At 63.6% G+C, this 23,773-nt stretch carries 21 protein-coding genes; 14 read left to right on the top strand and 7 right to left on the bottom strand.

What is annotated here, in order from left to right; genetic code table 11:
• The first annotated feature begins 119 nt into the window (after positions 1 to 119).
• Positions 120 to 977, top strand: a complete 858-nt coding sequence (locus KZJ38_RS21305) for a cytochrome c oxidase subunit 3 (protein ID WP_219798112.1) — start codon at positions 120 to 122, stop codon at positions 975 to 977.
• A gap of 232 nt (positions 978 to 1,209) precedes the next feature.
• Here the strand turns inward: KZJ38_RS21305 and KZJ38_RS21300 are convergent, their stop codons facing one another.
• A complete protein-coding gene (locus KZJ38_RS21300; protein ID WP_075155677.1) occupies positions 1,210 to 1,419 on the bottom strand; it encodes a twin transmembrane helix small protein in 210 nt (69 codons plus the stop codon).
• Positions 1,420 to 1,509: 90 nt separating this feature from the next.
• Between KZJ38_RS21300 and KZJ38_RS21295 the strand changes: the two genes are divergently transcribed.
• From KZJ38_RS21295 to KZJ38_RS21265, 7 genes are all read left to right on the top strand, one after another.
• Positions 1,510 to 2,295 carry an SURF1 family protein gene (locus tag KZJ38_RS21295; protein ID WP_219798111.1) on the top strand — a complete coding sequence of 262 codons (786 nt, stop codon included), beginning with the start codon at positions 1,510 to 1,512 and terminating at the stop codon, positions 2,293 to 2,295.
• Between the two features lie 101 nt (positions 2,296 to 2,396).
• Positions 2,397 to 3,092, top strand: a complete 696-nt coding sequence (locus KZJ38_RS21290; protein ID WP_425518375.1) for an SCO family protein — start codon at positions 2,397 to 2,399, stop codon at positions 3,090 to 3,092.
• Positions 3,093 to 3,149: 57 nt separating this feature from the next.
• The gene (locus KZJ38_RS21285; RefSeq protein ID WP_219798110.1) at positions 3,150 to 4,259 is read left to right on the top strand and encodes a COX15/CtaA family protein; all 1,110 of its coding nucleotides are present in this window, start codon (positions 3,150 to 3,152) and stop codon (positions 4,257 to 4,259) included.
• Positions 4,260 to 4,265: 6 nt separating this feature from the next.
• Positions 4,266 to 5,171 carry a heme o synthase gene (gene cyoE, locus KZJ38_RS21280; protein ID WP_219798109.1) on the top strand — a complete coding sequence of 302 codons (906 nt, stop codon included), beginning with the start codon at positions 4,266 to 4,268 and terminating at the stop codon, positions 5,169 to 5,171.
• Positions 5,172 to 5,287: 116 nt separating this feature from the next.
• Positions 5,288 to 5,914: an SCO family protein gene (locus KZJ38_RS21275; protein ID WP_219800534.1), complete on the top strand. Its 627-nt coding sequence runs from the start codon at positions 5,288 to 5,290 to the stop codon at positions 5,912 to 5,914.
• Positions 5,915 to 6,167: 253 nt separating this feature from the next.
• Positions 6,168 to 8,030: a methyl-accepting chemotaxis protein gene (locus KZJ38_RS21270; protein WP_246641575.1), complete on the top strand. Its 1,863-nt coding sequence runs from the start codon at positions 6,168 to 6,170 to the stop codon at positions 8,028 to 8,030.
• Positions 8,031 to 8,456: 426 nt separating this feature from the next.
• Positions 8,457 to 9,284 (top strand): MetQ/NlpA family ABC transporter substrate-binding protein, encoded by an 828-nt coding sequence (locus KZJ38_RS21265; RefSeq protein WP_219798108.1) that lies wholly within the window; start codon positions 8,457 to 8,459, stop codon positions 9,282 to 9,284.
• A gap of 58 nt (positions 9,285 to 9,342) precedes the next feature.
• Here KZJ38_RS21265 and KZJ38_RS21260 read toward each other — a convergent pair whose 3' ends face one another.
• Complete coding sequence (locus tag KZJ38_RS21260) at positions 9,343 to 10,269, bottom strand: bifunctional helix-turn-helix transcriptional regulator/GNAT family N-acetyltransferase (protein WP_219798107.1); 927 nt, start codon at positions 10,267 to 10,269, stop codon at positions 9,343 to 9,345.
• 365 nt (positions 10,270 to 10,634) lie between these two features.
• Between KZJ38_RS21260 and KZJ38_RS21255 the strand changes: the two genes are divergently transcribed.
• The 5 genes from KZJ38_RS21255 (at position 10,635) to nagE (ending at position 18,233) form a co-directional block, all read left to right on the top strand.
• Positions 10,635 to 11,369, top strand: coding sequence for a GntR family transcriptional regulator (locus tag KZJ38_RS21255; RefSeq protein WP_219798106.1), 735 nt, complete (start codon positions 10,635 to 10,637; stop codon positions 11,367 to 11,369).
• A gap of 84 nt (positions 11,370 to 11,453) precedes the next feature.
• Positions 11,454 to 12,557 (top strand): N-acetylglucosamine-6-phosphate deacetylase, encoded by a 1,104-nt coding sequence (gene nagA / locus KZJ38_RS21250; protein ID WP_219798105.1) that lies wholly within the window; start codon positions 11,454 to 11,456, stop codon positions 12,555 to 12,557.
• On the top strand, positions 12,550 to 13,557 hold the full coding sequence (locus KZJ38_RS21245) for an SIS domain-containing protein (RefSeq protein WP_219800531.1): 1,008 nt from the start codon (positions 12,550 to 12,552) through the stop codon (positions 13,555 to 13,557). The genes nagA and KZJ38_RS21245 overlap by 8 nt, the downstream gene beginning before the upstream one ends.
• 40 nt (positions 13,558 to 13,597) lie before the next feature.
• Positions 13,598 to 16,273 carry a phosphoenolpyruvate--protein phosphotransferase gene (gene ptsP, locus KZJ38_RS21240; RefSeq protein ID WP_246641574.1) on the top strand — a complete coding sequence of 892 codons (2,676 nt, stop codon included), beginning with the start codon at positions 13,598 to 13,600 and terminating at the stop codon, positions 16,271 to 16,273.
• Between the two features lie 136 nt (positions 16,274 to 16,409).
• A complete protein-coding gene (gene nagE / locus KZJ38_RS21235) occupies positions 16,410 to 18,233 on the top strand; it encodes an N-acetylglucosamine-specific PTS transporter subunit IIBC (protein ID WP_219798103.1) in 1,824 nt (607 codons plus the stop codon).
• A gap of 76 nt (positions 18,234 to 18,309) precedes the next feature.
• Here nagE and cydX read toward each other — a convergent pair whose 3' ends face one another.
• The 5 genes from cydX to rpoH all read right to left on the bottom strand — a co-directional run bounded on the left by cydX (position 18,310) and on the right by rpoH (position 22,808).
• Positions 18,310 to 18,423, bottom strand: coding sequence for a cytochrome bd-I oxidase subunit CydX (cydX, locus tag KZJ38_RS21230; RefSeq protein ID WP_219798102.1), 114 nt, complete (start codon positions 18,421 to 18,423; stop codon positions 18,310 to 18,312).
• 49 nt (positions 18,424 to 18,472) lie between these two features.
• The gene (gene cydB, locus KZJ38_RS21225) at positions 18,473 to 19,609 is read right to left on the bottom strand and encodes a cytochrome d ubiquinol oxidase subunit II (protein WP_219798101.1); all 1,137 of its coding nucleotides are present in this window, start codon (positions 19,607 to 19,609) and stop codon (positions 18,473 to 18,475) included.
• Between the two features lie 52 nt (positions 19,610 to 19,661).
• Positions 19,662 to 21,251 carry a cytochrome ubiquinol oxidase subunit I gene (locus KZJ38_RS21220; RefSeq protein ID WP_219798100.1) on the bottom strand — a complete coding sequence of 530 codons (1,590 nt, stop codon included), beginning with the start codon at positions 21,249 to 21,251 and terminating at the stop codon, positions 19,662 to 19,664.
• The gene (cydP, locus tag KZJ38_RS21215; protein WP_219798099.1) at positions 21,241 to 21,507 is read right to left on the bottom strand and encodes a cytochrome oxidase putative small subunit CydP; all 267 of its coding nucleotides are present in this window, start codon (positions 21,505 to 21,507) and stop codon (positions 21,241 to 21,243) included. The genes KZJ38_RS21220 and cydP overlap by 11 nt, the downstream gene beginning before the upstream one ends.
• A gap of 365 nt (positions 21,508 to 21,872) precedes the next feature.
• Positions 21,873 to 22,808 carry an RNA polymerase sigma factor RpoH gene (gene rpoH / locus KZJ38_RS21210; RefSeq protein ID WP_219798098.1) on the bottom strand — a complete coding sequence of 312 codons (936 nt, stop codon included), beginning with the start codon at positions 22,806 to 22,808 and terminating at the stop codon, positions 21,873 to 21,875.
• 363 nt (positions 22,809 to 23,171) lie between these two features.
• On the opposite strand from rpoH, the gene KZJ38_RS21205 reads away from it, so the two are divergent.
• Complete coding sequence (locus tag KZJ38_RS21205) at positions 23,172 to 23,735, top strand: acyloxyacyl hydrolase (protein ID WP_219798097.1); 564 nt, start codon at positions 23,172 to 23,174, stop codon at positions 23,733 to 23,735.
• Positions 23,736 to 23,773: the final 38 nt, after the last annotated feature.

Raw genomic sequence — 23,773 nt, 5'->3', positions numbered from 1 at the left:
GTAAGCGGTGGTGCGTAGTTTAGGCAGGACGATTAAAGCGAAGCGGTGCGGTACCGACGCGCCGTCGAGGATACAGCCGGGCAAGCCCGGAACAACTGGACTGAAGTGGAGAATCAAGAATGAGCGGCCAAAACGAGAGCCCGTACTATTTCATACCGCACCCGTCGCGGCACCCGATCAGCGCGGCGGTGGGGCTGTTGATCATGCTGTCGTCGCTCGCGTCATGGATTAACGGCGAGTCGTGGGCGCCGTATACGACGCTGGTCGGTCTGCTCTGGTTGCTCTTCACGCTGTGGCACTGGTTCGGCGACTCGATCTCCGAGTCGGAAGGCGGCATGTACGGCAAGCGCGTCGACGTGTCGTACCGCTGGAGCATGAGCTGGTTCATCTTCTCCGAAGTGATGTTCTTCGGCGCGTTCTTCGGTGCGCTGTTCTACGCGCGCGAAATCGCGATGCATCAGCTGGGCAGCCTCGACTACAAGGTGATCTGGCCGGATTTCTCGGCAGTGTGGCCGAACATCGGGCCGGCGGCGCTCGTCTCGCACTTCAAGTCGATGACGCCGTGGCCGGTGCCGACTATCAATACCGCGCTGCTGCTGTCGTCGGGCGCGACGCTGACGGTCTCGCACCACGCGCTGCGCGAGAATCATCGCAAGAAGGCGATCGTGTGGCTCGCGGCAACGATCGTGCTTGGCCTCACGTTCCTGTTCTTCCAGGCCTTCGAATACTTCCACGCCTACAACGAGCTGAACCTGACCCTTGCCTCGGGCGTGTACGGTTCGACGTTCTTCCTGCTGACGGGCTTCCACGGCTTCCACGTGTTCCTCGGCGGCACGATGCTGACCGTGGTGCTGATTCGCATGATTCGCGGCCATTTCACGGCGGACCATCACTTCGCATTCGAAGGCGCCGCGTGGTATTGGCACTTTGTTGACGTCGTGTGGCTGGGTCTGTACATCGTCGTGTACTGGCTGTAAGTCGGGCTGCAAGGCGAGCTGAAATGCAGGGTTCGGGTGCGCGCAAATGTCGCGCACTGGCCAGCAACAGCGGGAAAAAAGCAGGACAGGTAAGACGGCAGTAACGAACATCTACAAGGCGCCGCCCTCGACTGTATCGGGGCGGCGTTTTGCTATCGGGCTATCCGGGCTATTGGACCAATCGGACTATCGGATGACCGGCCCAAGCCGCTACCACCCGCGGTGTGCCCTTTCAGCGGCCGTACGGAATGCCGGTCGACTGGATCCAGCCCATCCAGTGTGCGAACAGGATGAACAGGAACAGCGAAATCGACAGCCCGACGCGCGTCGCGAGCGACCAGACCATACGCTTGGTGCGGCCGCGATCGTGCATCATGAAGTACAGCGCCGAGATCATGCTGGCGATGATCAGCGCGAAAGCAATGGGAACCAGAATGTGCATGAAAGCCACGGAAACTCTTCAGGAAAGCGAACGTAATGACGCCATTATCGCACCGCGCGTAATGGTCCGTCGGCTCGCGGGGCCGGTACGATGAAGATCCGCTGGTTACCGGCGCTGCTTATTCTGATCGTCGTCGCGGTGACGGTGCGTCTCGGTTTCTGGCAGCGCGACCGCGCGCATCAGAAGGAAGCGCTCGAGGCGCGCATCACGCAGTTCGAGAATGCGCCGGCCGTAGCGGTTAGCGCAGCGCCGGTTGCGCTGAAAGACATCGAATTCCATCGTGTGCGGGCGACTGGGCAATTTATGCCCGAGCAAGTGGTGTACCTCGACAATCGGCCCTATAACGACCAAGCCGGCTTTTATGTCGTGATGCCGCTTAAACTGCGCGACGGCGGCTATGTGCTCGTGAATCGAGGCTGGCTGCCGCGCAACGCCGATGTGCGCACGGCAATCGAACATTACGACACGCCCAAAGGCGAGGTCGAAATCGAAGGCATCGCGCGCGCCGATGCGAGCAAGGCGTTCGAGCTTGGCGAAGGCGGGTCCGCGCCGCATCAGAAGATTCGGCAGAATCTCGACGTGCAAGCGTACGCGGCCGAAACCGGCTTGCCGCTGCAGCCGTTCGTGATCCAGCAGTTGAGCGACGATGGCGACAAACTCGTGCGCGACTGGCCCGCACCGACGACGGGCGTGGAGCGCAATTACGGGTACATGTTCCAGTGGTGGGGCATGGCGGCCGCGGCGCTCGGTTTCGGTTTGTATGCGGCGCGGCGCGCCGCGAAGAAAGACCAGCGGGTTCTGGACGCACCACCCGGGCAGAACCCGGAGCACGAGCAGAAACAGAAGCAGGAACGCGAAAGCACGCGCGGCATTTAAGCGCGCCACGGCCGCGCCCCATGCGGCTTGTTGTCGCATGCAACGCACCGGTCAACGCCGATCCGCCCATGCCATCATTGAACGAGGTCAACGCAGTGTCGATGCAAAAGTCGCCTTCACAGTCATCCGCCGGCAACACGCAGGCCGGCAAGCCACAGTCCGGCAAACCGCAGCCCGGCACACCGCCCGGATCGGGCAAGCGCGCGCCGAGCCAGGGCTCATGGCAGCGCGGCCGCTGGATGATGCTGCTGATCGCGCTGATTTGCGCGGCGCCGGTGATCGGCTCATATTTCACGTACTACGTCATCAAGCCGACCGGCGGCACGACGAGCTATGGCAAGCTGATCGAGCCGCAGCGGCCGATTCCCGATACGCTCGTCGTCACCGGTGAAGACGGCAAGCCGATGAAGCTCGCGTCGATGCGCGGCCGCTGGCTGATGATCTCGGTGGATAGCAGCGCGTGCGACAAGGCCTGCGCGACCAAGCTGTATTTCATGCGGCAGATTCGCGTGACGCAAGCCGGCGAACGCGAACGTATCGTCAACGTCTGGCTGCGCACCGATGCATCGAAGGTGCCCGATGTGATCGAGACCGCTTATCCAGACACGGAAAAGCTCGTCGCTAATCCCGCCGACGTCGCCGGATGGCTGCCGGTCGACGACGGCACGCAGCTGACCGATCACATTTATATGGTCGATCCGAACGGCAACCTGATGATGCGTTTCCCGAAGGATCCGAACCCGAGCAAGATCAAGGGCGATGTATCGAAGCTGCTGCGCAATTCGGGCATCGGCTAACGGCATGGAAGTGTCATTGACGAGTCAATGACGCTCGCGAAATAGAGGTAGACACGGATGTTCGTACTGCAACTCGGCCTGATCGGACTGTGCATCGCACTGCTGCCGCTCTCGTACGTCTGGGTCAAGGCCGACGACGACAAATTCCGCAAGCTCGTCTGGGTCACGACGTTCCTGACGCTCGACCTCGTGATGTTCGGCGGCTTCACGCGGCTCACCGATTCCGGCCTCGGTTGTCCCGACTGGCCCGGCTGCTACGGCACGTCGTCGCCGTTTATCGCGCACGCGGCAATCTCGGCCGCATTTCAGGCGATGCCGACTGGCCCGGTCAGCATGACGAAAGCATGGATCGAAATGATCCATCGCTACTTCGCGATGGCAATCGGCGTGCTGATTATCGCGCAGGTGCTGATCGTGTGGACGGCGCGTCTCCGTAAGCGTCCGTTGCATGTATCGCCGTGGTGGCCTACGTCGCTGCTCATGCTGATTGTCGTGCAGGGCATATTCGGCGCATGGACCGTCACGATGAAACTGCAGCCCGTGATCGTCACGACGCATCTGCTGCTCGGCCTCACGCTGCTCGGCGCGCTCGGCTGGCTCGCGGCGCGGCAGACGCCGCTGCCGGTGTTCGAGCCCGCCGCGGGCCGCTGGCGCACGGCCGCATTGGCGGGCCTCATCCTGCTAATCGTGCAGATCGCGCTCGGCGGCTGGGTCAGCACGAACTACGCGGTGCTCGCGTGCACCGACTTCCCGACCTGCAACGGCCAGTGGCTGCCGCCGATGGACTTTGCGCACGGCTTTCACCTGTGGCGCGCGCTCGGCATGACCGGCGACGGCGACATGATCACGCAGGACGCGCTCGTGGCAATCCACTGGACGCATCGCACCTTCGCGATTGTCGTCGTGGCGTACCTGCTGTGGCTCGCGCTGAAACTGCGCCGTTTCGAGTCGCTGCGGCGGCCCGCGAACGGGGTGCTGCTGGTGATCGTCATCCAGTTTTTTACGGGCCTGTCGAACATCGTGTTGCAATGGCCGCTGCCGATTGCCGTGGCCCACAACGGCGGCGCCGCGATCCTGTTGCTGCTACTCGTTATGCTAAACTTTCGAATCGCTTCTAGCCGTCCCGGCCGCGCCATGTTGCCTGCGCGCGATGCCGCACCAGCGTGACCCCACATGGACAGCACAACTCTCCTGCATTCATCCGGTAACCGGATCTCCCAATACCTCGCGCTGACGAAGCCGCGCGTCACCCAGCTCGCCGTGTTCTGCGCGGTGATCGGCATGTTCCTCGCGACGCCTGGCATGGTGCCGTGGACCGTGCTGATCGGCGGCACGATCGGCATCTGGCTGCTCGCGGGCGCCGCGTTCGCGATCAATTGCCTCGTCGAGCAGAAGGTCGATGCGATGATGCGTCGCACCGCGTGGCGTCCGTCCGCGCGCGGCGAAATCACCACCACGCAGATCCTGCTGTTTTCGGCCGTGCTCGGCGGCCTCGGCATGTGGACGCTCTACACGTTCACCAATGCGCTGACGATGTGGCTCACCATCGCCACGTTCGTCGGCTATGCGGTTGTCTACACGCTGCTGCTCAAGCCCTACACGCCGCAGAACATCGTGATCGGCGGCGCGTCGGGTGCGATGCCGCCCGCGCTTGGCTGGGCGGCGGTCACGGGCCATGTGCCAGGCGACGCATGGATTCTCGTGCTGATCATCTTTGTCTGGACGCCGCCGCACTTCTGGGCGCTCGCGCTCTATCGCCGCAAAGACTATGAAAACGCGGGCCTGCCGATGCTGCCGAACACGCACGGCGAGCAATACACGCGTCTGCATATCTTCCTCTACACGGTTATTCTGTTTGCGGTGACGCTGATGCCGTTTATCTCGGGGATGAGCGGCATCGTGTATCTGAGCGCGGCGGTGCTGCTCGGCGCCGTGTTTCTCGGCTACGCATGGAAGATCTACCGGGAATATTCCGACGCGCTTGCGCGTAAGACCTTTCGTTACTCGATCGTTTATCTGTCGCTGCTGTTCGCGGCCTTGCTGATCGATCACTATGCGCGCGCCCTGATCGGCGCATAAGCGAACGCACGCGAACGTGAAAGCGGACGCACCAGCCGACGCATAAGCGGGCGCATCAGGTCGGCGCGGAACGCGGCGCTGCCTCTCTCACAGTTGCTGCAGCCACTCATGTCATGCTGAAGAACAACCGGTTTGCCCTCGCGACGCGCATCGCGCGTATCGCCGTTGCCGTCTGCGCGCTTGGCGGCGCTGCGCTCGTCGCCGGCTGCGGCCAGGACGCGCCTGCATTCCAGAACGTCGATATCACCGGCAACAAGCAGTTCGCGAGCGATTTCTCGCTGCCCGACACGAGCGGCAAGATGCGCACGCTGGCCGACTACAAGGGTAAGGTGGTCGTGCTGTTCTTTGGCTACACGCATTGCCCCGATGTATGTCCGACGACGATGGCCGAGCTCTCGCAGGCCCTGCAGCAACTCGGGCCCGCGGACGCCAAACGCGTGCAGGTGCTGTTCGTCACGCTGGACCCGGAGCGCGACACGCCCGCGCTGCTCGGCGAGTATGTGCCCGCGTTCAACCCGAGCTTCGTCGGCCTGCGGCCCGCGGACAAGGCGCAGCTCGACAAGATCGCGAAAGACTTCCGCGTCTACTACGCGAAGGTGCCGGGCAAGACGCCCGACAGCTACACGATGGACCACACCGCGGCGAGCTATGTGTTCGACCCTGATGGCCGCCTGCGGCTTTTCGCACGCGACGGCCAGGGCGCGGGTCCGTGGGTCCACGATATCAAGCTGCTGCTCGGTTAGGCAGGCCGAACCCGTGACCGACGCGGGTTCAATCACGGCTTAACGCCCGCGCGCCGAACCCGACTCAACGCGGCACCACGCCGCACCGACGCCGCACCAACCCCGGTCAAACCCGCTCCGCAGCTGCGGATTCAGCTTTAGCACGCCCGTTCAAGTCAACTTCCTTTCGTGCCGTTATCCCGTAAGCAATCGTTTGCGCCGCATCCGCACGCAGGCGCACTGCTGAAGAAACCACACGAAAGAGACCAAAACAATGAGCGGGATGAGTCTGAATCGCAAGCTGTGGCTGTCGCTTGCGCTTGTCTGGCTGGGGTTGCTGGGCATCGCGCTGCTGAGCGCGGTCGAAACGCGCTCGACGATGCTGGCCGAACGCAAGGCCGGCATGGTGAATCTCGTCGACGCGGCGCAGAACGTCGTGAACGGCTATTACGCCCAATCCCAGGCCGGCAAACTGAATGAAGCCGACGCGCAACGCGAAGCATTGGCGCGTTTAGCGACGATGCGCTACGGCGACGCCGGCTATCTGTTCGTGATCGACTCGAAGCCGGTCGTGCTGATGCACCCGACGCTGCCGCAGATGGTCGGCAAGCCGGTCGGCGATTTCAAGGACCCGGACGGCAAGTTGCTGTACATGTCGGTGCTCGACAGCGCGAAGGCGACGGGCCGCGGCTTCGCTGAATATCGCGGCCGTCTGCCGGGCAGCGAAACGGCGTTGCCGAAGGTCAGCTACGTCGAGCGCTTCGCACCGTGGGACTGGTACATCACGAGCGGCGTGTTCGTGCGCGATATCGATACGGCGTACTACCGGAATATCGTCGAGCACCTCGTTGCCGTGCTCGTGATCGGCACGCTGATCACGCTCGCGATGATCGTCGTGATGCGCAGCATTCGTAACGGGCTCGGCGGCGAACCGCAAGAGGCCGCGCAACTGGCCGCGCGCATCGCGACCGGCGATCTGACGCAGATCGTCAACCTGCGTTCGAGCGACTCGTCGAGCATGATGGCCGCGATGCGCGCGATGCAGGACCGCTTGCAACGCGCGATCGGCGAGATCCGTCACTCGGCTGAAGCGATCGCGTCGGCGACGCAGCAGATCGCCGCGGGCAATAACGACTTGTCGCAGCGCACCGAACAGCAGGCCGCGTCGCTGCAGGAAACGGCCGCGAGCATGGAACAGCTGACCGCGACGGTGAAGCAGAACGCCGACAACGCGCGGCAGGCGAGCGGCCTCGCCAACAACGCCTCCGATATTGCGACGAAGGGCAACGAAGTGGTGAGCCGCGTGATCGGCACGATGGGCGAGATCAACGACAGCTCGCGGCAGATCGCGGACATCATCGGCGTGATCGAGGGCATCGCGTTCCAGACCAACATCCTCGCGCTCAATGCGGCGGTCGAAGCGGCGCGCGCGGGCGAGCAGGGCCGCGGCTTCGCGGTCGTGGCCGGCGAAGTGCGCAGCCTCGCGCAGCGCAGCGCGACCGCCGCGAAAGAGATCAAGCAGCTGATCGGCGCATCGGTCGAGCGCGTGAACAACGGCTCGACGCTCGTCGAGCAGGCCGGCGCGACGATGGGCGACATCCTGCAGGCGGTGCGCCGCGTGACCGACATCATGGGCGAGATCGCGGCCGCCTCCGAAGAGCAGAGCAGCGGTATTTCGCAGGTCGGACGCGCGGTCGCGCAGATGGATGAAGTAACGCAGCAGAACGCGGCGCTCGTCGAAGAGGCAACGGCTGGGGCAGCATCGTTGCAGGATCAGGCGGCGCGGTTGCGCGAGGCGGTCAACGCGTTTCGCGTGAGCGACGCACAGGCGTCGCCCATGGCGCAGCGTGCTGCGTTGCCGGGCGGCGTGAAGCCCGCTCTTGAGAAGCAGGGTGTGAAACAGCCTGCGGTGAAGGCGTTGGCGGGGGCGCCCGGTGCTGTGCCTGCCTCTTCCGCTGCGTCCGCAGCGACGACGCCCGCCGCCGCGCGCGTCGCGCAGAAGTCGCCTGCGCCGGGAGCGGCAGCCACGGGCGCAACGGCTGCAAACGCCGCCACAGCAGCAGCGAAAGCTGAGACGCCAAAACCACCGCCACCGGTCGCGAAGCCTGCCGACGACGGCGACTGGACGACGTTCTAGACGATGCATCGAGTCGCGGTCCGCAAATTCTGCGGCTCGAAAAATGGACTAACGGCGCGCCTTCGAGCGCGCCGTTTGCGTTGTTGCATCCGACATACGCGCACGTCGAATCCGTGCGTTGATCGACCGGTGCCGCACGCTCTGACCGCTATCGTCCAATCGCGTACTCCGCGCCCTGTCTGCTGTCCATATAGCGTAGAGCGCACCTCGCAACGAATAGCGCGCGCCGCAACTTTCGCTCATCGTTATCGCTGCGCATTCCCGCTCCATAGCGTCGCATAACCTTATGCGATGACTGTATTTCCGTTTACAAAAGCGCTATGAGACCATTCACGCCCAGCGATAGGCGTTGTCACGGAACACGTGACGCACAACGCCCGTCGCTTGAATCAGCAATCGATAGCAAAGCCGTCAAGCGAGAATCACATGCAGCGTAGAAACATCCTCCAAGCCTTGTCCGCCGTCATCGCGGGCGCAGCCCTGCTGACAGGTACCGGCGGCGCTCACGCCGCCGACACCAGCGCCGACAAGGTCATCAAGGTCGGCACGATCAGCGGGCCCGATGCGCAAATCTGGTCAGTCGTCCAGAAGGTTGCGAAACGCGAGGGCCTCAACGTGAAGGTCATCGAATTCAACGACTACGTGCAGCCAAACGCCGCGCTCGATGCTGGCGATCTCGACGCAAACAGCTTCCAGCATCAGCCGTATCTCGATAGCCAGGTCAAGCAGCGCGGCTACAAGATCGTCAATATCGGGCTCACCTACATCTCGCCGCTCGGCATCTACTCGAAGAAACTGAAGTCGCTGAAGGATCTGCCGCAAGGCGCGAAGGTGGCGGTGCCGAACGATCCGTCGAACGAGAACCGCGCGTTGCTGCTGCTGCAGGCGCAAGGCGTGCTGAAGCTGAAGGCCGGCGCCGGCACGAACGGCAACAATGCAACGCCGCTCGACGTCGCTGACAATCCAAAGAAGGTGAAGCTCGTCGAACTGGACGCCGCGCAATTGCCGCGAACGCTTGCCGACGTGGACGCCGCCGCGATCAACACGAACTTTGCGCTGGCTGCCGGCCTGCAGCCGACCAAAGACGCGATCGCGCTCGAAGACGTGCACAGCCCCTACGCGAACCTGATCGCGGTGCGCACGCAGGACAAGGACAAGCCGTGGGTGAAGAAGCTCGTGGCCGCGTATCAGTCGGACGACGTGCGTCAGTTCATCAAGACCGAGTTCAAGGGCTCGGTCGTGCCGTCCTTCTGATGCATCGGAACGTCTGAGCCATCAAGCGCAACCGGCCCGCTCGCCCGCATTTTTCACCTCAAAGATTGCGCAACCAGCGCTCGAGCACGAGCCGGCGGCCGAAACGCTGCGCCGGCTCGGCGCTCATGCGCGTAAAGCCGGCGTGCTCGAACAGCCGCCGCGCGTCGAGCAAGGCGCTCTCCGTCGTCACCGACAGCTTCGCGTAGCCGGCGCGCTTCGCAAAGCTCACACACTCGTTCATCAGATGCGTGCCGATGCCGAGACGCTGCACGTCCGGCTCGACGTACAGCATCTGCACCGTCGCGGTATCGGCCGCTTGCCGCGTGATCAGCACGGAGCCGGCCACCGTTCCCTGCTGCTCGGCAATCATGCATGTTTCGCTCTGCGGATCATGTTGCTCCGAAAACGCGGCCACCGTTCGCGCGAGCAAACCTTCGAACCGATGATCCCAGCCGTGCCCGTTCGAGAACAATTGCGCCTGGCGTTGCACGAGGAAGCCGTAGTCGCCGGCTTTGGGCCCGCGCAGCATGACGGCCCCGTGCCGCGGCCGATCGTTGACCAGACGCTCGATCAGTTTCATCGCCGCGATCAGTTGTTCCTGCGAGTTGTCGGCGAGCTTCTCAAGCATCGTTGACACTTCGCCGATCGCCGCCGCGTCGAGCGGCTGGTACGCGGCGCGGCCCGTGTCGGTCAGCGTGAGCATCGACTGCCGCGCGTCGGCGGCCGACGGTCGCCGGTGGATCAGCTTGCGCCGCTCGAAGCCGGTCAGGAGCCGGCTCAGATAGCCGCTATCGAGACCGAGACCGCGCGCGAGGCCGGCTGCGGTTTGCACGCGGCCGAGCGCGAGCTCGCGCAGCACGCGAACTTCGGTGAGCGAGAACTCGCTGTTGTGCAAATGCTCGTGGAGTTCGCCGATGTGCTTCGTGTAGAAGCGGTTGAAATGGCGGACGGCTTCCGCGCGTCGCAATGCGGTGGAATCGGACACCGTGGTAGCTCCAGTAGTTTTTACCTGGCGGCCACTATATTCGGATCGATCGGGGCACAAAACCTACACAGGTTGGCAGTGTCCGCATTGCGTGCAGGCATGTTGCACCGTAAATGGGCGGTCGATGAATTGCCTTCGCCAACGCGCTCGCTGGTATTAGAGGCGACCTCGATTCGGGTATGTCCTGGTCCGGCCTTCTATCGCAAAAAATGCCTCGAATCGCGAGAAATCCCTTAGACAACAAAGACTTATCGGATAATACCGGTTAGATACCAGTTTATTGACTGGTACTATCATGGTTATATAATGGGCTCCGATTTCGATACCGCGCCACGTCTTCGTTTTCCCGATTCCGCTGGAGCCCCATGGAAACACGCTGGTCCGCCCTGATGCCCGACGCGCGCAATGTGACGCCGTTGTATCTGCAGCTCGCGCGCAATCTTGCAACGGCGATTCACTGCGGCGTCTGGTCGGCGGGCGAGGCGTTGCCGTCCGAACGCACGCTGTCAGATTCGATCGGCGTGTCGCGGATCACCGCGCGCAAGGCGATTGCGCTGCTCGTCGAGCAAGGTCTGATCCGCCGCGCGCCGGGCGCGCGTAGCTTCATCACGCCGCGCGTCGAAGATCCGCTGTCGCGGCTCATGGGCTTCACGAAAAAGATGGAGCAGCGCGGCTTCAGGCCCGACTCGATCTGGCTCGAGCGCGACGTGCGCGCGGCGAGCCGCGACGAGATCGTGCATCTCGGTCTGTCGCCGGGTGCGAGCGTGGCGAATCTGCGCCGCCTGCGCCGCGCGGACGGCATTGTGATGGCGGTCGAACACACGGCGCTGCCGATCTCGATCGTGCCGGATCCGCTGCTGATCGAAGGCTCGCTGTACAGCCATCTCGAAGCGCGCGGCATCGCCGTGGTACGCGCGCTGCAACACTTTCGCGCGGTCAACGCGTCAAGCGAGATCGCCACGCTGATGGACATCGAGCCGCGCACCGCACTGCTGCTGATCACGCGCGTCGGCTATAGCGCGGACCAGCGCGCGATCGAACTCACCGATACCTACTGCCGGGACGATTACTACGACTTCGTCGCCGAACTGCGCCTTTAAATCTGCCGCCGCGGCGGAACACTGCCGCGCGAACTCAGTCATGCATTGCATCACGCTCATCGCACCAGGCTTCCAGAGAGACCCATGCTGACCGGAAACATACTCACCACCGATGGTTGGATCCACGGCACGCTCGAATTCGAGAACGGCCGCATCACGTCGTTGACGGGCCACGTCGCCGACCCGTCGACGAACGACGCGCCCTACATCCTGCCGGGCTTTATCGATCTGCATGTGCACGGCGGCGGCGGCGCCGACGTGATGGAGGCGGGCAACGCGATCGAGGCGATCACGCGCACGCACGCGCGCCACGGCACGACGAGCCTGCTCGCGACGACCATGACCGCGCCGCGCGAGGAACTGATGGGCGTCGTGGCGGGCCTCGCCGACGTCGCGCGCAATCGCACGCCAGGCGGCTCGCGCGTGCTCGGCGTGCATCTCGAAGGCCCGTACATCAACCCAGGCAAGCTCGGCGCGCAGCCGGACGCCGCGGTGTCCGCCGTACTCGACGAAGTGTTGAAGTACCTCTCGCTCGGGCCGATCCGCGTGGTCACGATCGCGCCGGAAATTGCCGGCCATATGGACATCATCTCGGAGATCGCGGCACGCGGCGTGCGCGTTCAGCTCGGTCATTCGCTCGGCACGTACGACGATGCGGTCGCCGCGATGAAACACGGCGCGCGCGGTTTCACGCACCTGTTCAATGCGATGTCGCCGCTGCATCACCGCAACCCGGGCATGGTCGGCGCGGCGTTGGCGCACGCCGAATACGCGGAGATCATCCCCGATCTGCTGCACGTGCATCCGGGCGCGATTCGCGCCGCGATGCGCGCGATTCCGCGTCTTTATGTGGTGACCGACAGCACGTCGGCGACCGGCATGCCCGACGGCGAATACCGCCTCGGCAGCCAGCATGTGACGAAGTGTCTGGGCGGCGTACGTCTCGCGGACGGCACGCTCGCCGGCAGCACGCTGACGATGGATCAGGCGCTGCGCAACCTGTGTTCGCTCGGCCTGCCGATGGCCGATGTTTCAAACCGTCTGTCGCGCCACGCCGCCGACTACCTCGGCATCGAAGACCGCGGCCGTATCGCGCGCGGCGCGTGGGCTGATGTCGTCGTGTTCGATCGTGAACTGGCGTTGACCGCGACATACGTCGAAGGAGAATCGATTGTCGAATATGCTTAAAGAGGCGCTCGCGTCCGCGGACGCGGTCGCTGCGCAACTCGCTGATACGTCGCCTGTCGAGGCGCTCGCGGTGCGCTTATCGGCGCGTCCGCGCGATGTCGCGCTGACCGTCGCGCGCGGCAGTTCAGACCACGCGGCGAGCTACTTCGCGAGTCTCGCGATGAGCCGGCTCGGCGTGCCCGTCGCGTCGCTGCCGATGTCGGTCGCGACGCTGCAGCAGGCGCCGTTGCGCGTGCGCGAACAGCTCGCGATTGCGTTCTCGCAATCGGGCAAGAGCCCTGACCTGGTCGGCACGATGGCCGCGCTGCGTAATGCGGGCGCGCTGACCGTCGCTGCGGTGAATGCGCCGGAGTCGCCGCTTGCCGATGTCTGCGAATGGCAGCTGCCGCTCGTGGCCGGCCCGGAGGTCAGCGTGGCCGCGACCAAAAGCTATATCGCGATGCTGTCGATTTCCGCGCAACTGGTCGCGCGCTGGCAGCGCGATACCGCGCTGCTTGGCGCGTTGCAAACCTTACCCGATGCCTTGCAGAAGGCCGGCGCGCTCGACTGGTCGCAGGCGGTCGACGAATTGCGCGGCGTCGAGCGGATGATTGTGATCGGCCGTGGCCTGGGTCTCGCGATCGCGCAGGAAGCCGCGTTGAAGCTCAAGGAAACCTCGGGCATCCAGGCCGAAGCGTTTTCGAGCGCCGAAGTGCGGCACGGTCCGATGGAACTGATCGACCGCGACTATCCGCTGCTCGTGTTTGCGCTGCCCGGACCCGAACAGGCCGGCCTTCTGCAGCTCGCGCGCGACATGCGCTCGCGTGGCGCGCGCGTGCTGCTCGCGGCGCCCGACGGCGTCGCGGAGCGCACGCTGCCGCTCGTTTCGACGGCTAATGCGGCGCTCGATCCGATCGCCGCGATCCTTTCCTTCTATGTGATGGCGGCCGGCCTTGCGGCTGCCCGCGGACGTAACCCTGACGCGCCTCGCCATCTGAACAAGGTCACAGAAACTCACTGATCGGAAAAAGCAGATGCGACGTGTCGAGGAGACAGTTTTGATGAGCCATACGGCGAGCCCTGCGAATGGCCAGACGGCTAGCGATGTCGCGGGTCATATTGTTTTGATTGCGCCGTTGAGCGGGCCGGTCGTGCTGCTCGCGGATGTGCCCGACCCGGTCTTCTCGGGCGGCATGTTCGGCGACGGCATTGGCGTCGATCCGCTCGAAGGCAAACTCGTTGCGCCGTGCGACGGTGTGGTGACCCATATCGCGCGCACAGGACACGCGGCGACGATCGTTACCGCCGAAGGCGCGGAAGTGTTGCTGCATATCGGCATCGACACCGTCGCGCTGAACGGCAAAGGCTTCGCGCCGATGGTCGAGCAGGGCGCGCAGGTGCGTGCCGGCGACGTGCTGATCGAGTTCGATCAGGACATCGTCGCGTGTTCGGCGCCGAGTCTCGTGTCGGTGATCGCGATCGCCAATTCGGATGCGTTCGAGATTATCGAGCGCAGCAGCACCGGCGGCACGCTGAAGGCTGGCGAAACGCCGCTGCTCGTGCTGCGTGCGCGCGACGGCGCCGCCGCTGTCATAGCGCGCGGTGCGAGCGCTGTCACCGAAGAAGCGCGCCGGCAGGTCACGCTGACGCACGCCGGCGGCCTGCATGCGCGGCCCGCGGCGCGCGTGCGCGAAGCGGCGCGCGGCTTCGATGCGCGCGTCGAAGTGCGTTTCAACGGGCGCAAGGCGCCGGTGGAAAGCGTCGTCGGTTTGCTTGGGCTCGGCGCGGGCGAAGGTGCGACGGTCGAGATTCTTGGTCTCGGCGCGCAGGCGGCTGCGGCGGTTGAAGCGGTCGCGAACGAGCTGCTGCGCGAAGCGCACGGTGAGCATGAAGAGAAGCCCGCTCGACAGATTTCGCCGGCGCCGCAGGCCTTCGGTGTTGCTGCGACAGATGCGACGACAAGTGCGGTGGCGGGTGCGAGTGGCGTTGCTTCGACTTCTGCGGCGGCGGCTTCGAACGCGGCCGCGTCAGCGCTTGCGCCCAATACGCTCGCCGGCGTGTGCGCGGCGCCGGGCGTCGCGGTCGGCAAGCTCGTGCGCTGGGACGACGCCGATATCGTGCCGCCCGAGCAGGCCGACGGCACGCCGGCGTCGGAAAGCCGGCGCCTCGACAAAGCGATCGCCGCAGTCGACGCCGAACTGAATTCGACGGTGCGCGATGCGTCGCAGCGCGGCGCCGTCGGTGCGGCCGGCATTTTCACGGTTCACCGGGTGCTGCTCGAAGACCCGACGCTCGTCGATGCGGCGCGCGATCTGATCAGCCTCGGCAAGAGCGCCGGCTTTGCATGGCGCGAAGCGATCCGCGCGCAGATTGCGGTGCTCGCCGATGTCGAGGACGCGCTGCTCGCCGAGCGCGCCGCGGATCTGCGCGATATCAGCAAGCGCGTGCTACGCGCGCTCGGGCTGGCGAACACGACTGCGCGCGAGTTGCCCGATGAAGCGGTGCTGGCCGCCGACGAGTTCACGCCGTCCGATCTGTCGTCGCTCGATCGCACGCGCGTGACCGCGCTTGTGATGGCGCGCGGCGGCGCGACCTCGCATGCGTCGATCATCGCGCGTCAGCTCGGGTTGCCCGCGCTCGTCGCGATGGGCGATGCGCTGCACCTGATCGCGGAAGACACGCAGGTCGTTGTCGACGCAACCAACGGCCGGCTCGAATACGCGCCGAGCGCACGCGATGTCGAACGCGCGCGCAACGAATGCCGGCGCCTTGCGGGCGTGCGCGAAACCAATCGCCGCGCGTCGCATCAGGTCGCGGCGACGAGCGATGGTCGCGGCATTGAAGTCGCATCGAACATCGCAACACTCGACGACGCGAAGACGGCAGTCGACAACGGCGCCGACGCCGTCGGCCTGTTGCGCACCGAGCTGCTGTTTATCCACCGTCAGGCTGCGCCGACCGTCGATGAACATCGTCAGAGCTACCAGGCGATCGTCGATGCGCTCGCGGGACGCACGGCGATTATCCGCACGCTCGACGTCGGCGCGGACAAGGAAGTCGACTATCTGACGCTACCGCCGGAGCCGAACCCGGCGCTCGGTTTGCGCGGCATCCGGCTCGCGCAGGTGCGTCCCGATCTGCTCGAAGACCAGTTGCGCGGGCTGCTTGCCGTGCAGCCGGTCGGCGCCGTGCGCATTCTGTTGCCGATGGTGACCGACGCGGGCGAACTCGTGCGTCTGCGCCGCCGCATCGACGAGCTTGCGCGTGAAGCGGGCCGCGCCGAGCGGGTCGAAGTCGGCGTGATGATCGAAGTGCCGTCGGCGGCACTACTTGCCGACCAGCTTGCACAGCACGCCGACTTCCTGTCGATCGGCACCAACGACCTCACGCAGTACACGCTCGCGATGGACCGCTGCCAGCCCGATCTCGCGGCGCAAGCCGACGGGCTGCATCCGGCCGTGCTGCGCCTCGTCGATGCGACTGTGCGCGGTGCGCAGAAGCACGGCAAGTGGGTCGGCGTGTGCGGCGCGCTCGCCGGCGATCCGCTCGCGGTGCCGCTGCTGGTCGGCCTTGGCGTGACCGAGCTGTCGGTCGATCCGCCGTCGGTGCCGGCCATCAAGGCGCGCGTGCGCAAACTCGATTATCAGCAGTGCCGGCAGCGCGCACAGGATGCGCTCGCGCTCGATTCGGCACAGGCGGTAAGAACGGCGAGCCGGGCGCACTGGCCGCTCGATTAAGCGAAAAGCAGGCGAAGGCACTCACGCACAAGCGCGCGGCGCATTGCTTATGCACGCGGCGCCGGCGCGCGCCCAGTACTTGTTATGGATGTCGAAATGACGTCCCAATCAAAAGAAACATGGAGTGGAGTAGGCAATGGATGCAAATCCTTTTCTGAAAGTGCAGCGCCTCGGTCGCGCGCTGATGCTGCCGATTGCGGTGCTACCGGTCGCGGGCCTGCTGTTGCGGCTCGGACAGCCGGACGTATTCAACATCAAGATGATCGCCGACGCGGGCGGCGCGATCTTCGACAATCTGCCGCTGCTGTTCGCCATTGGCGTCGCGGTTGGTTTTGCGAAAGACAATAACGGCGTCGCGGCGCTCGCCGGCGCGATCGGCTATCTCGTCGAAATCGCCGTGATGAAGGACATCAACGACAAGCTCAATATGGGCGTGTTGTCGGGGATCGTCGCGGGTATCGTCGCCGGGATGCTGTACAACCGGTACAAGGACATCAAGCTGCCGGACTACCTCGCGTTCTTCGGCGGCAAACGCTTCGTGCCGATCGTGACAGGCGTGGTGTGTCTCGCGCTCGGCATAGCGTTCGGCTATGCATGGGCGCCCGTGCAGTCCGCCATCGACGCCGCCGGACATTGGCTGACGACGGCCGGCGCAATCGGCGCATTCGTGTTCGGCCTGCTGAACCGGCTGTTGCTCGTGACGGGTCTCCATCACATCCTGAACTCGCTCGCGTGGTTCGTGTTCGGCTCGTTCACGCCGCCGAACGGCGCCGCAGTGACGGGCGACCTGCATCGCTTTTTCGCCGGCGACCCGAGCGCGGGCACGTTTATGACGGGCTTCTTCCCGGTCATGATGTTCGGGCTGCCGGCCGCGTGTCTCGCGATGTTCCACGAAGCGCCGAAGGAGCGCCGCGCGATGGTTGGCGGCCTGCTATTCTCGATGGCGCTGACGTCGTTCCTGACCGGCGTCACCGAGCCGATCGAATTCAGCTTCATGTTCCTCGCACCGGTGCTGTACGCGATTCACGCGGTGCTGACGGGCCTCGCGCTCGCGGTCTGCTCGGCGCTGGGCATTCATCTCGGCTTCACGTTTTCGGCCGGCGCGATCGACTATGCGCTGAACTACGGGCTGTCGACGAAGGGCTGGGAAGCGATTCCGATCGGGCTGGCTTATGCGATCATCTATTATGGCCTGTTCCGGTTCTTTATCCGCAAGTTCAATATGGCGACGCCGGGCCGTGAGCCGGAGAACGCGGATGCTTCGCAGGCTGTATCTGCGCCAGTCGACGGTGGTTATGCAGCGCCGGCAGTGGCTGCAAGTGCGGGGTTCACGCGTGCGCAACGCTACATCGCTGCGCTGGGTGGTGCGAGCAATCTGACCGTTGTCGATGCGTGCACGACGCGTCTGCGTCTGTCGGTGGTGGATGCGGAGAAGGTTTCGGATGGCGAACTGAAAGCGATCGGCGCGCGTGGCGTGTTGAAGCGCGGTTCGACGAACGTGCAGGTCATTATCGGGCCGGAGGCGGACATCATCGCCGACGAGATTCGCACGACGATCGCGCAAGGCGCGGATGCCGGGGCCGCGAGTGCAGACACGGCTCGTGCCGGTGCCAAGGCAGCGGCTGCGTCGTCGGCCGCGGTGCAGACTGCGGCAGTTGTGGCGGCGGCATCGTCGGCTTCGGCCTTGAGCGGACCGCTCGATCCGGACCCGCTGCGTTGGCTTGCCGTGTTCGGTGGCGCGACGAATATCGTGTCGCTGCAGGCTGTCGCGGCGACGCGTTTGCGGATTGTGGTGCGCGATGCGTCGGCGGTGGACCGTCAGCGGCTTGGCGCGCTCGATGTTGCGTGGGTGTCGACCGACACGTTCCACGTCGTCGTCGGGCAGGCTGCGCAGCGCTATGCGCAGCAGTTGTCGGTGCGTTTGCCGGCGATTGGCGGCGCGGCGGCACAGCCGGCCTGATGTAGCGTTTGAACAAAACAATGCGGCGCCCTTGATATGAGGGCGCCGCTTTGCGTTTACCTGCACGTACCTACGTTTATCGCTTCGTTTTCGCGGCCTCCGGCGCGTGCCGCGCTTCAAGCCACATCACGTTGATCGTGCCAAACGCGAGTGCAACGCCAATGCCGAGAATCCAGCTGAAATACCACATCGAAATGCTCCTTTGCTGCTATCAGTGCGACACGTAGAGGTAGGCGTGATCAATACATCGAGTGACTGTTCTGCTCGAGCGCCTGCGCGGTGACCTTGCCGCGCATCACGCGATACACCCAGCCCGTGTAGACGAGAATGATCGGCAGGAAAATGACGACCGCGATCAGCATGATCTGCAGCGTCATGCGGCTCGACGTCGAATCCCAGACCGTCAGGCTGCTGCGCGCATCGAGCGACGACGGCATGATGAACGGGAACATCGAGAAGCCGGCCGTCAGAATCACGCCGATCACCATCAGCGATGTCGCGAGAAACGCGGTCGTTTCGAAGCGCGATTTCGCCAGCAGCGCCGCGAGCAGCGCGCCGAACACGCCGGCGACGGGTGCCGCCACCATCCACGGATACAGCGCGTAATTCGCGAGCCACAAACCCGGCGCGCCGATCACGCTTTTCAGCAGCGGATTCGACACGGTGTCGAGCGGCGCGGCATCGACAATCTGATATCCGCCGATCGCCGTCGCGATCAAGGCGCCTGCGAGCAGAAACAGCACGAGCGCGACAAGCGACGCGATGCGCAGCGCGCGAGCGGCCCGTTCGGCGATCACGCCATCTGTCTTCATCCTGACAAACGCCGCGCCATGCGCCGCGAGCATCGACAAGCTGACGAGCCCGCACAGCAGCGCAAACGGATTGAGCAGCCCGAAAAAGCTGCCGTGGTACGTGGAGCGCAGATCCTGATCGAACGCGAACGGCACACCTTGCAGCAGATTGCCGAACGCCACGCCGAATACGAGCGCCGGCACGAAGCCGCCGACGAACAAGGCCCAGTCCCACGCGTTGCGCCATCCCGGATGCTCGCGTTTGCCGCGGTAGTCGAAGCCGACCGGCCGGAAGAACAGCGCGAACAGCACGAGCAGCATGGCGAAATAGAAGCCCGAGAACGATGCCGCATAGACAAGCGGCCAGGCCGCGAACATCGCGCCGCCCGCGGTGACGAGCCATACCTGATTGCCTTCCCAGGTCGCGCCGACCGTATTCACGACAATGCGGCGTTCGCTATCGTTCTTGCCGATAAACGGCAGCAGAATCGCGGCGCCCATATCGAAGCCGTCGGTGAGTGCGAAGCCGATCAGCAGCACGCCGATCAGCACCCACCAGATCAGTTTGAGGGTTGCGTAATCCATGATGATGGTTTCCGTTTTCTGTGCAGAAAGAGGCGGTTCGGATGGCGTCGAATTACGCGGCCGTTTTCACGCCGACCGGCTGCTCGCCGGGCAGCTCGTGGTGATAACGCCCGGTATGCAACGACGACGGTCCGAGCCGCGCGTACTTGAACATCAGCATGATCTCGATGATGAACAGCGCCGTGTAAAAGACGATAAACCCCGCGAGGCTCAGGTAGAGATCGCCTGGCGCAAGACTCGATGCGGATAGCGAGGTCGGCAGAATGCCGGCGATCGTCCACGGCTGGCGGCCGACTTCGGCGACGATCCAGCCAAACTCGGCGGCAAGCCATGGCAGCGGAATGGCCCAGACAGCCCAATGCAGAAACCAGCGGCGTTTTTCGAGCAGCAGCGAGCGCTGCGCGCAAAACCAGAAGGCGAGCACGAACGTCGCGAGAAACAGGATGCCGAGGCCGACCATCAGACGGAACGAGAAGAACACGGGCGCGACAGGCGGGATCGTCTTCTTCGCGGCCTGCTGGATCTGTTCGGGCGTGGCGTCGGTCACGTTCGGCGTGAACTGCTTGAGCAGCAGCCCGTAGCCGAGATCGGCCTTGTGCGCATCGAACGCGGCGCGCACTTCGTCGCTCGTGTCGCCTTGCTTGAGCCGCTGCAGCGCTTCATACGCGATCATGCCGTTCCTGATGCGCACTTCATGGCGCGCCATCAACTCTTTCAGGCCCACAACGGGCTCGTCGAGCGAACGCGTTGCGATGAGGCCGAGCGCGTACGGGATCCGGATCGCGTATTCGGTCCGCTCTTCCTTTTGATTCGGGATACCAATGATCGTGAACGGCGCCGGGGCCGGCGACGTTTCCCATTCGGACTCGATCGCCGCGAGCTTGACCTGCTGCACTTCGCCGGTGCGATAGCCGGATTCGTCGCCGAGCACGATCACGCAAAGCGTCGATGCGAGACCGAAACCTGCGGCGATGGCAAACGAACGCAACGCGAATTCGGTATCGCGGCGCTTGAGCAGATACCACGACGACACGCCGAGCACGAACATCGACGCAGTCACATAACCGGCCGACACCGTATGCACGAACTTCACCTGCGCGACCGGATTGAACACGACGTCGAACAGATTCACGAGCTCCATGCGCATCGTTTCGTAGTTGAATTCGGCGCCGACCGGATTGTTCATCCAGCCGTTCGCCACGAGAATCCACAGCGCCGACAGGTTCGAGCCGAGCGCGACGAGAAACGTGACGATCAGATGCTGGACCCGCGAAAGCCGGTTCCAGCCGAAGAAAAAGAGCCCGACGAAGGTCGATTCGAGAAAGAACGCCATCAGCCCTTCGACGGCCAGCGGCACGCCGAAAATATCGCCGACGTAATGCGAGTAGTACGACCAGTTCGTGCCGAACTGGAACTCGAGCGTGAGACCGGTCGTGACGCCCATCGCGAAATTGATGCCGAAGAGCTTGCCCCAGAACTGGGTCATGTCCTTGTAGATCTGCTTACCGGTCATGACGTAGACCGATTCCATGATCACAAGCAGCCACGACAGCCCGAGCGTGAGCGGTACAAACAGAAAATGGTAGAGCGCCGTAACGGCGAACTGAAGACGCGAAAGATCGACGACTTCGCTATCGGGCATGGTGATCACCTTCGGACGGATTCGATGCGGGCACCGACAACAGTGCCTGTGCGACCTGTTCAGGCGGCAGCGACATGTGCTGCGCCTGCGGATGGTTGAAAAATGCAAACTTGAGCGCGAACAGCAACGCAAACTTGATCGCGAGCACGATCGTGATGTCGCGTGCGAAGGTCGGGCCGCGTGCCCAGCCTGCGATGCGCGTCCACGTCCACGATGCGGCGCGCAGGGGGTTCCTGAGATTCTGCGTTATGGTCATGATCAGTTGACAACGACGTCATCCGGCAGCTCACGCTTCGCAGAGCGTAGCGTTTGCCGGATGCATAACGATTCTAGGAGCGCGTTCGCCGCGGCGCGTGGTGCGCGGTGCGGCATGAGGTCGCGAAGGCATCCTGACGATACAAGTATTGCGATCCGCGTTGCGCCAGGTCAAGGAAACGCGACGCCGGCCGTCTTGAAATCGTGGATGCGATGCGAGCGGAGACAAAAAAGCCCTACCGATCTTTTCGATGGCAGGGCTTTTTGAGTGTTGCTAACGAAAGTTCGGGAAAACCTCCGTTGGTGCGTGTGTTTCAGTGCCGGGACAGTGCCCGGCACTCATGCGTGATGCGTGGTTACGCGTTGTTATGCGTAATCAGCGAGTGCACTGCGCATCTTCTTCATCGCACTTGCTTCGATCTGGCGAATACGTTCCGCCGACACGCCGAATTCGTCTGCCAGTTCGTGCAGCGTCGAACCGCCCGAGCCGTCGTCTTCCACGTGCAGCCAGCGCGCCTCGATAATCCGGCGGCTGCGCGCGTCGAGCGACTCCAGCGCGGAGGCGATGCCGTCACTATGCAGCTTGTCGCGCTGGCGTTGGGCCAGCACGGCGGTCGGCTCGCTATGTGCATCCGCGAGGTAGGCGATCGGCGCGAACGACTCCTCGCCGTCCTCGATCTGGCCTTCCAGCGCGATATCGCCGCCCGACAAGCGCGTTTCCATCTCGGCGACTTCCTCGCGCTTCACATTCAGCTCTTTCGCGAGCCCTTCGATTTCGTCCGGCGTGAACGACTGCAAACCCTGCTTGTGGCTGCGCAGGTTGAAGAACAGCTTGCGCTGCGCCTTCGTCGTGGCGACCTTCACCATGCGCCAGTTGCGCAGGATGTATTCGTGGATCTCGGCCTTGATCCAGTGCATGGCGTACGACACGAGACGTACGTTCTGCTCGGGATCGAAGCGTTTTACCGCCTTCATCAGGCCAATGTTGCCTTCCTGGATCAGATCCGCGTGCGGCAGGCCGTAGCCGAGGTAGTTGCGTGCGATCGACACCACGAGCCGCAGGTGCGACAAAACCAGCCGCCGGGCGGACTCGAGATTGTTCTGCTCACGGAATTCCGTCGCGAATTGCCGCTCTTCTGCCGGCGTCAGCATCGGAATCCGGTTCACGGCCTGGATGTAGGCGTCGATGTTGCCCAGCTGCCCGGGCAGAAGCGAAGCATGCGCGAGCGTCAGTGCACCTGCCGAGCCGGCCTTAGCCGACAACGGGCTGAGAGTATTCGGAAGGGTCATTGCGTTACTCACGTAGCGTATTCCTTTGGATCAGACAAAACGCCGTTTTAAGCGGCGCCACCATGGGATGTTAGCACTCAAGTCTACCGAGTGCTAACACTTAGAGGCTCTAGGGTCATCCAAGTTCCCCTTTTTCCTATCGAAACCTAAATTTCAATAGCATTGTACCTTGCCTGCGAGATTCTCCCTAGCAGGTTAGGATTCATCCGCACTGCGGTTGTGGACATTTAGGGCGCATGATCCTTATGCAAAACGCAGAAGCCCGTGGCGGCGATGGCGGCATTTTTCACGGAACGATACGTGCTGCTGTCTCAAAAATAGTCGCTTTGCACTCAACTCACCTTAAGGTTCAACCTGCCAAATTCAGGGCGCAAGATGAACGAAAACAAAGAGTTTTGGCGTGATCTGGTACTAAAAAGTGTTTGCGCGGCAACTTTTCTCGGTCTTTCCGGGGTCGCGGCGGCTGATGAGTTCGGTGTTCAGGTAGCGGGCGGTTGGGCGGACCGTCACACGAGCAAGGTCGATCTCGGCTTTGTGTGGGACCCGAATCTGACCTGGTGGCAAATGGGCGACTGGCATTTCTCGCTGGTCGGCGAGGCGCATGCAGCCTGGTGGAACACTGGCGAAGGTAACGTGAACAGGAACATCGGCGAATTCGGCGTCACGCCGGTGGTGCGGTTCATCAAGGGCAGTGGCTGGATCCGGCCGTACCTCGAAGCGGGTATCGGCGTACGAGTGCTGACCCATGCGCGACAATCGACCAACTTCACGATGAGCTCCGCGTTCCAGTTCGCCGATATGGTGGGCGTCGGCTTCGGACTGGGTGAGAAACAGCACTATCAGGTCGGTTATCGCTTTCAGCACCTGTCCAACGCCAGTATCAAAGAGCCCAATCCTGGTATAAATTTCCAGCAAATCTACGTGCAGTACAACTTCTGACGACCGCGGCCGCTTTCGGCTCCGTCGGTGAAGGGGCG

This window comes from Paraburkholderia edwinii, from assembly GCF_019428685.1.
Lineage (GTDB): Bacteria > Pseudomonadota > Gammaproteobacteria > Burkholderiales > Burkholderiaceae > Paraburkholderia > Paraburkholderia edwinii.
This window is presented reverse-complemented; position numbering and strand designations above follow the sequence as displayed.

Bases quoted from the DNA above. Each gene is read 5' to 3' on its own strand.
- cydB (WP_219798101.1), bottom strand. From the start codon at position 19,609: ATGGATTACGCAACCCTCAAACTGATCTGGTGGGTGCTGATCGGCGTG.
- cydX (WP_219798102.1), bottom strand. From the start codon at position 18,423: ATGTGGTATTTCAGCTGGATTCTCGGCATTGGCGTTGCACTCGCGTTT.
- KZJ38_RS21255 (WP_219798106.1), top strand. From the start codon at position 10,635: ATGGAAACACGCTGGTCCGCCCTGATGCCCGACGCGCGCAATGTGACG.
- KZJ38_RS21270 (WP_246641575.1), top strand. From the start codon at position 6,168: ATGAGCGGGATGAGTCTGAATCGCAAGCTGTGGCTGTCGCTTGCGCTT.
- nagE (WP_219798103.1), top strand. From the start codon at position 16,410: ATGGATGCAAATCCTTTTCTGAAAGTGCAGCGCCTCGGTCGCGCGCTG.
- KZJ38_RS21295 (WP_219798111.1), top strand. From the start codon at position 1,510: ATGAAGATCCGCTGGTTACCGGCGCTGCTTATTCTGATCGTCGTCGCG.
- KZJ38_RS21220 (WP_219798100.1), bottom strand. From the start codon at position 21,251: ATGCCCGATAGCGAAGTCGTCGATCTTTCGCGTCTTCAGTTCGCCGTT.
- nagA (WP_219798105.1), top strand. From the start codon at position 11,454: ATGCTGACCGGAAACATACTCACCACCGATGGTTGGATCCACGGCACG.
- KZJ38_RS21285 (WP_219798110.1), top strand. From the start codon at position 3,150: ATGTTCGTACTGCAACTCGGCCTGATCGGACTGTGCATCGCACTGCTG.
- KZJ38_RS21205 (WP_219798097.1), top strand. From the start codon at position 23,172: ATGAACGAAAACAAAGAGTTTTGGCGTGATCTGGTACTAAAAAGTGTT.
- KZJ38_RS21300 (WP_075155677.1), bottom strand. From the start codon at position 1,419: ATGCACATTCTGGTTCCCATTGCTTTCGCGCTGATCATCGCCAGCATG.
- cydP (WP_219798099.1), bottom strand. From the start codon at position 21,507: ATGACCATAACGCAGAATCTCAGGAACCCCCTGCGCGCCGCATCGTGG.
- KZJ38_RS21305 (WP_219798112.1), top strand. From the start codon at position 120: ATGAGCGGCCAAAACGAGAGCCCGTACTATTTCATACCGCACCCGTCG.
- KZJ38_RS21290 (WP_425518375.1), top strand. From the start codon at position 2,397: ATGCAAAAGTCGCCTTCACAGTCATCCGCCGGCAACACGCAGGCCGGC.
- KZJ38_RS21265 (WP_219798108.1), top strand. From the start codon at position 8,457: ATGCAGCGTAGAAACATCCTCCAAGCCTTGTCCGCCGTCATCGCGGGC.
- cyoE (WP_219798109.1), top strand. From the start codon at position 4,266: ATGGACAGCACAACTCTCCTGCATTCATCCGGTAACCGGATCTCCCAA.
- KZJ38_RS21245 (WP_219800531.1), top strand. From the start codon at position 12,550: ATGCTTAAAGAGGCGCTCGCGTCCGCGGACGCGGTCGCTGCGCAACTC.
- ptsP (WP_246641574.1), top strand. From the start codon at position 13,598: ATGAGCCATACGGCGAGCCCTGCGAATGGCCAGACGGCTAGCGATGTC.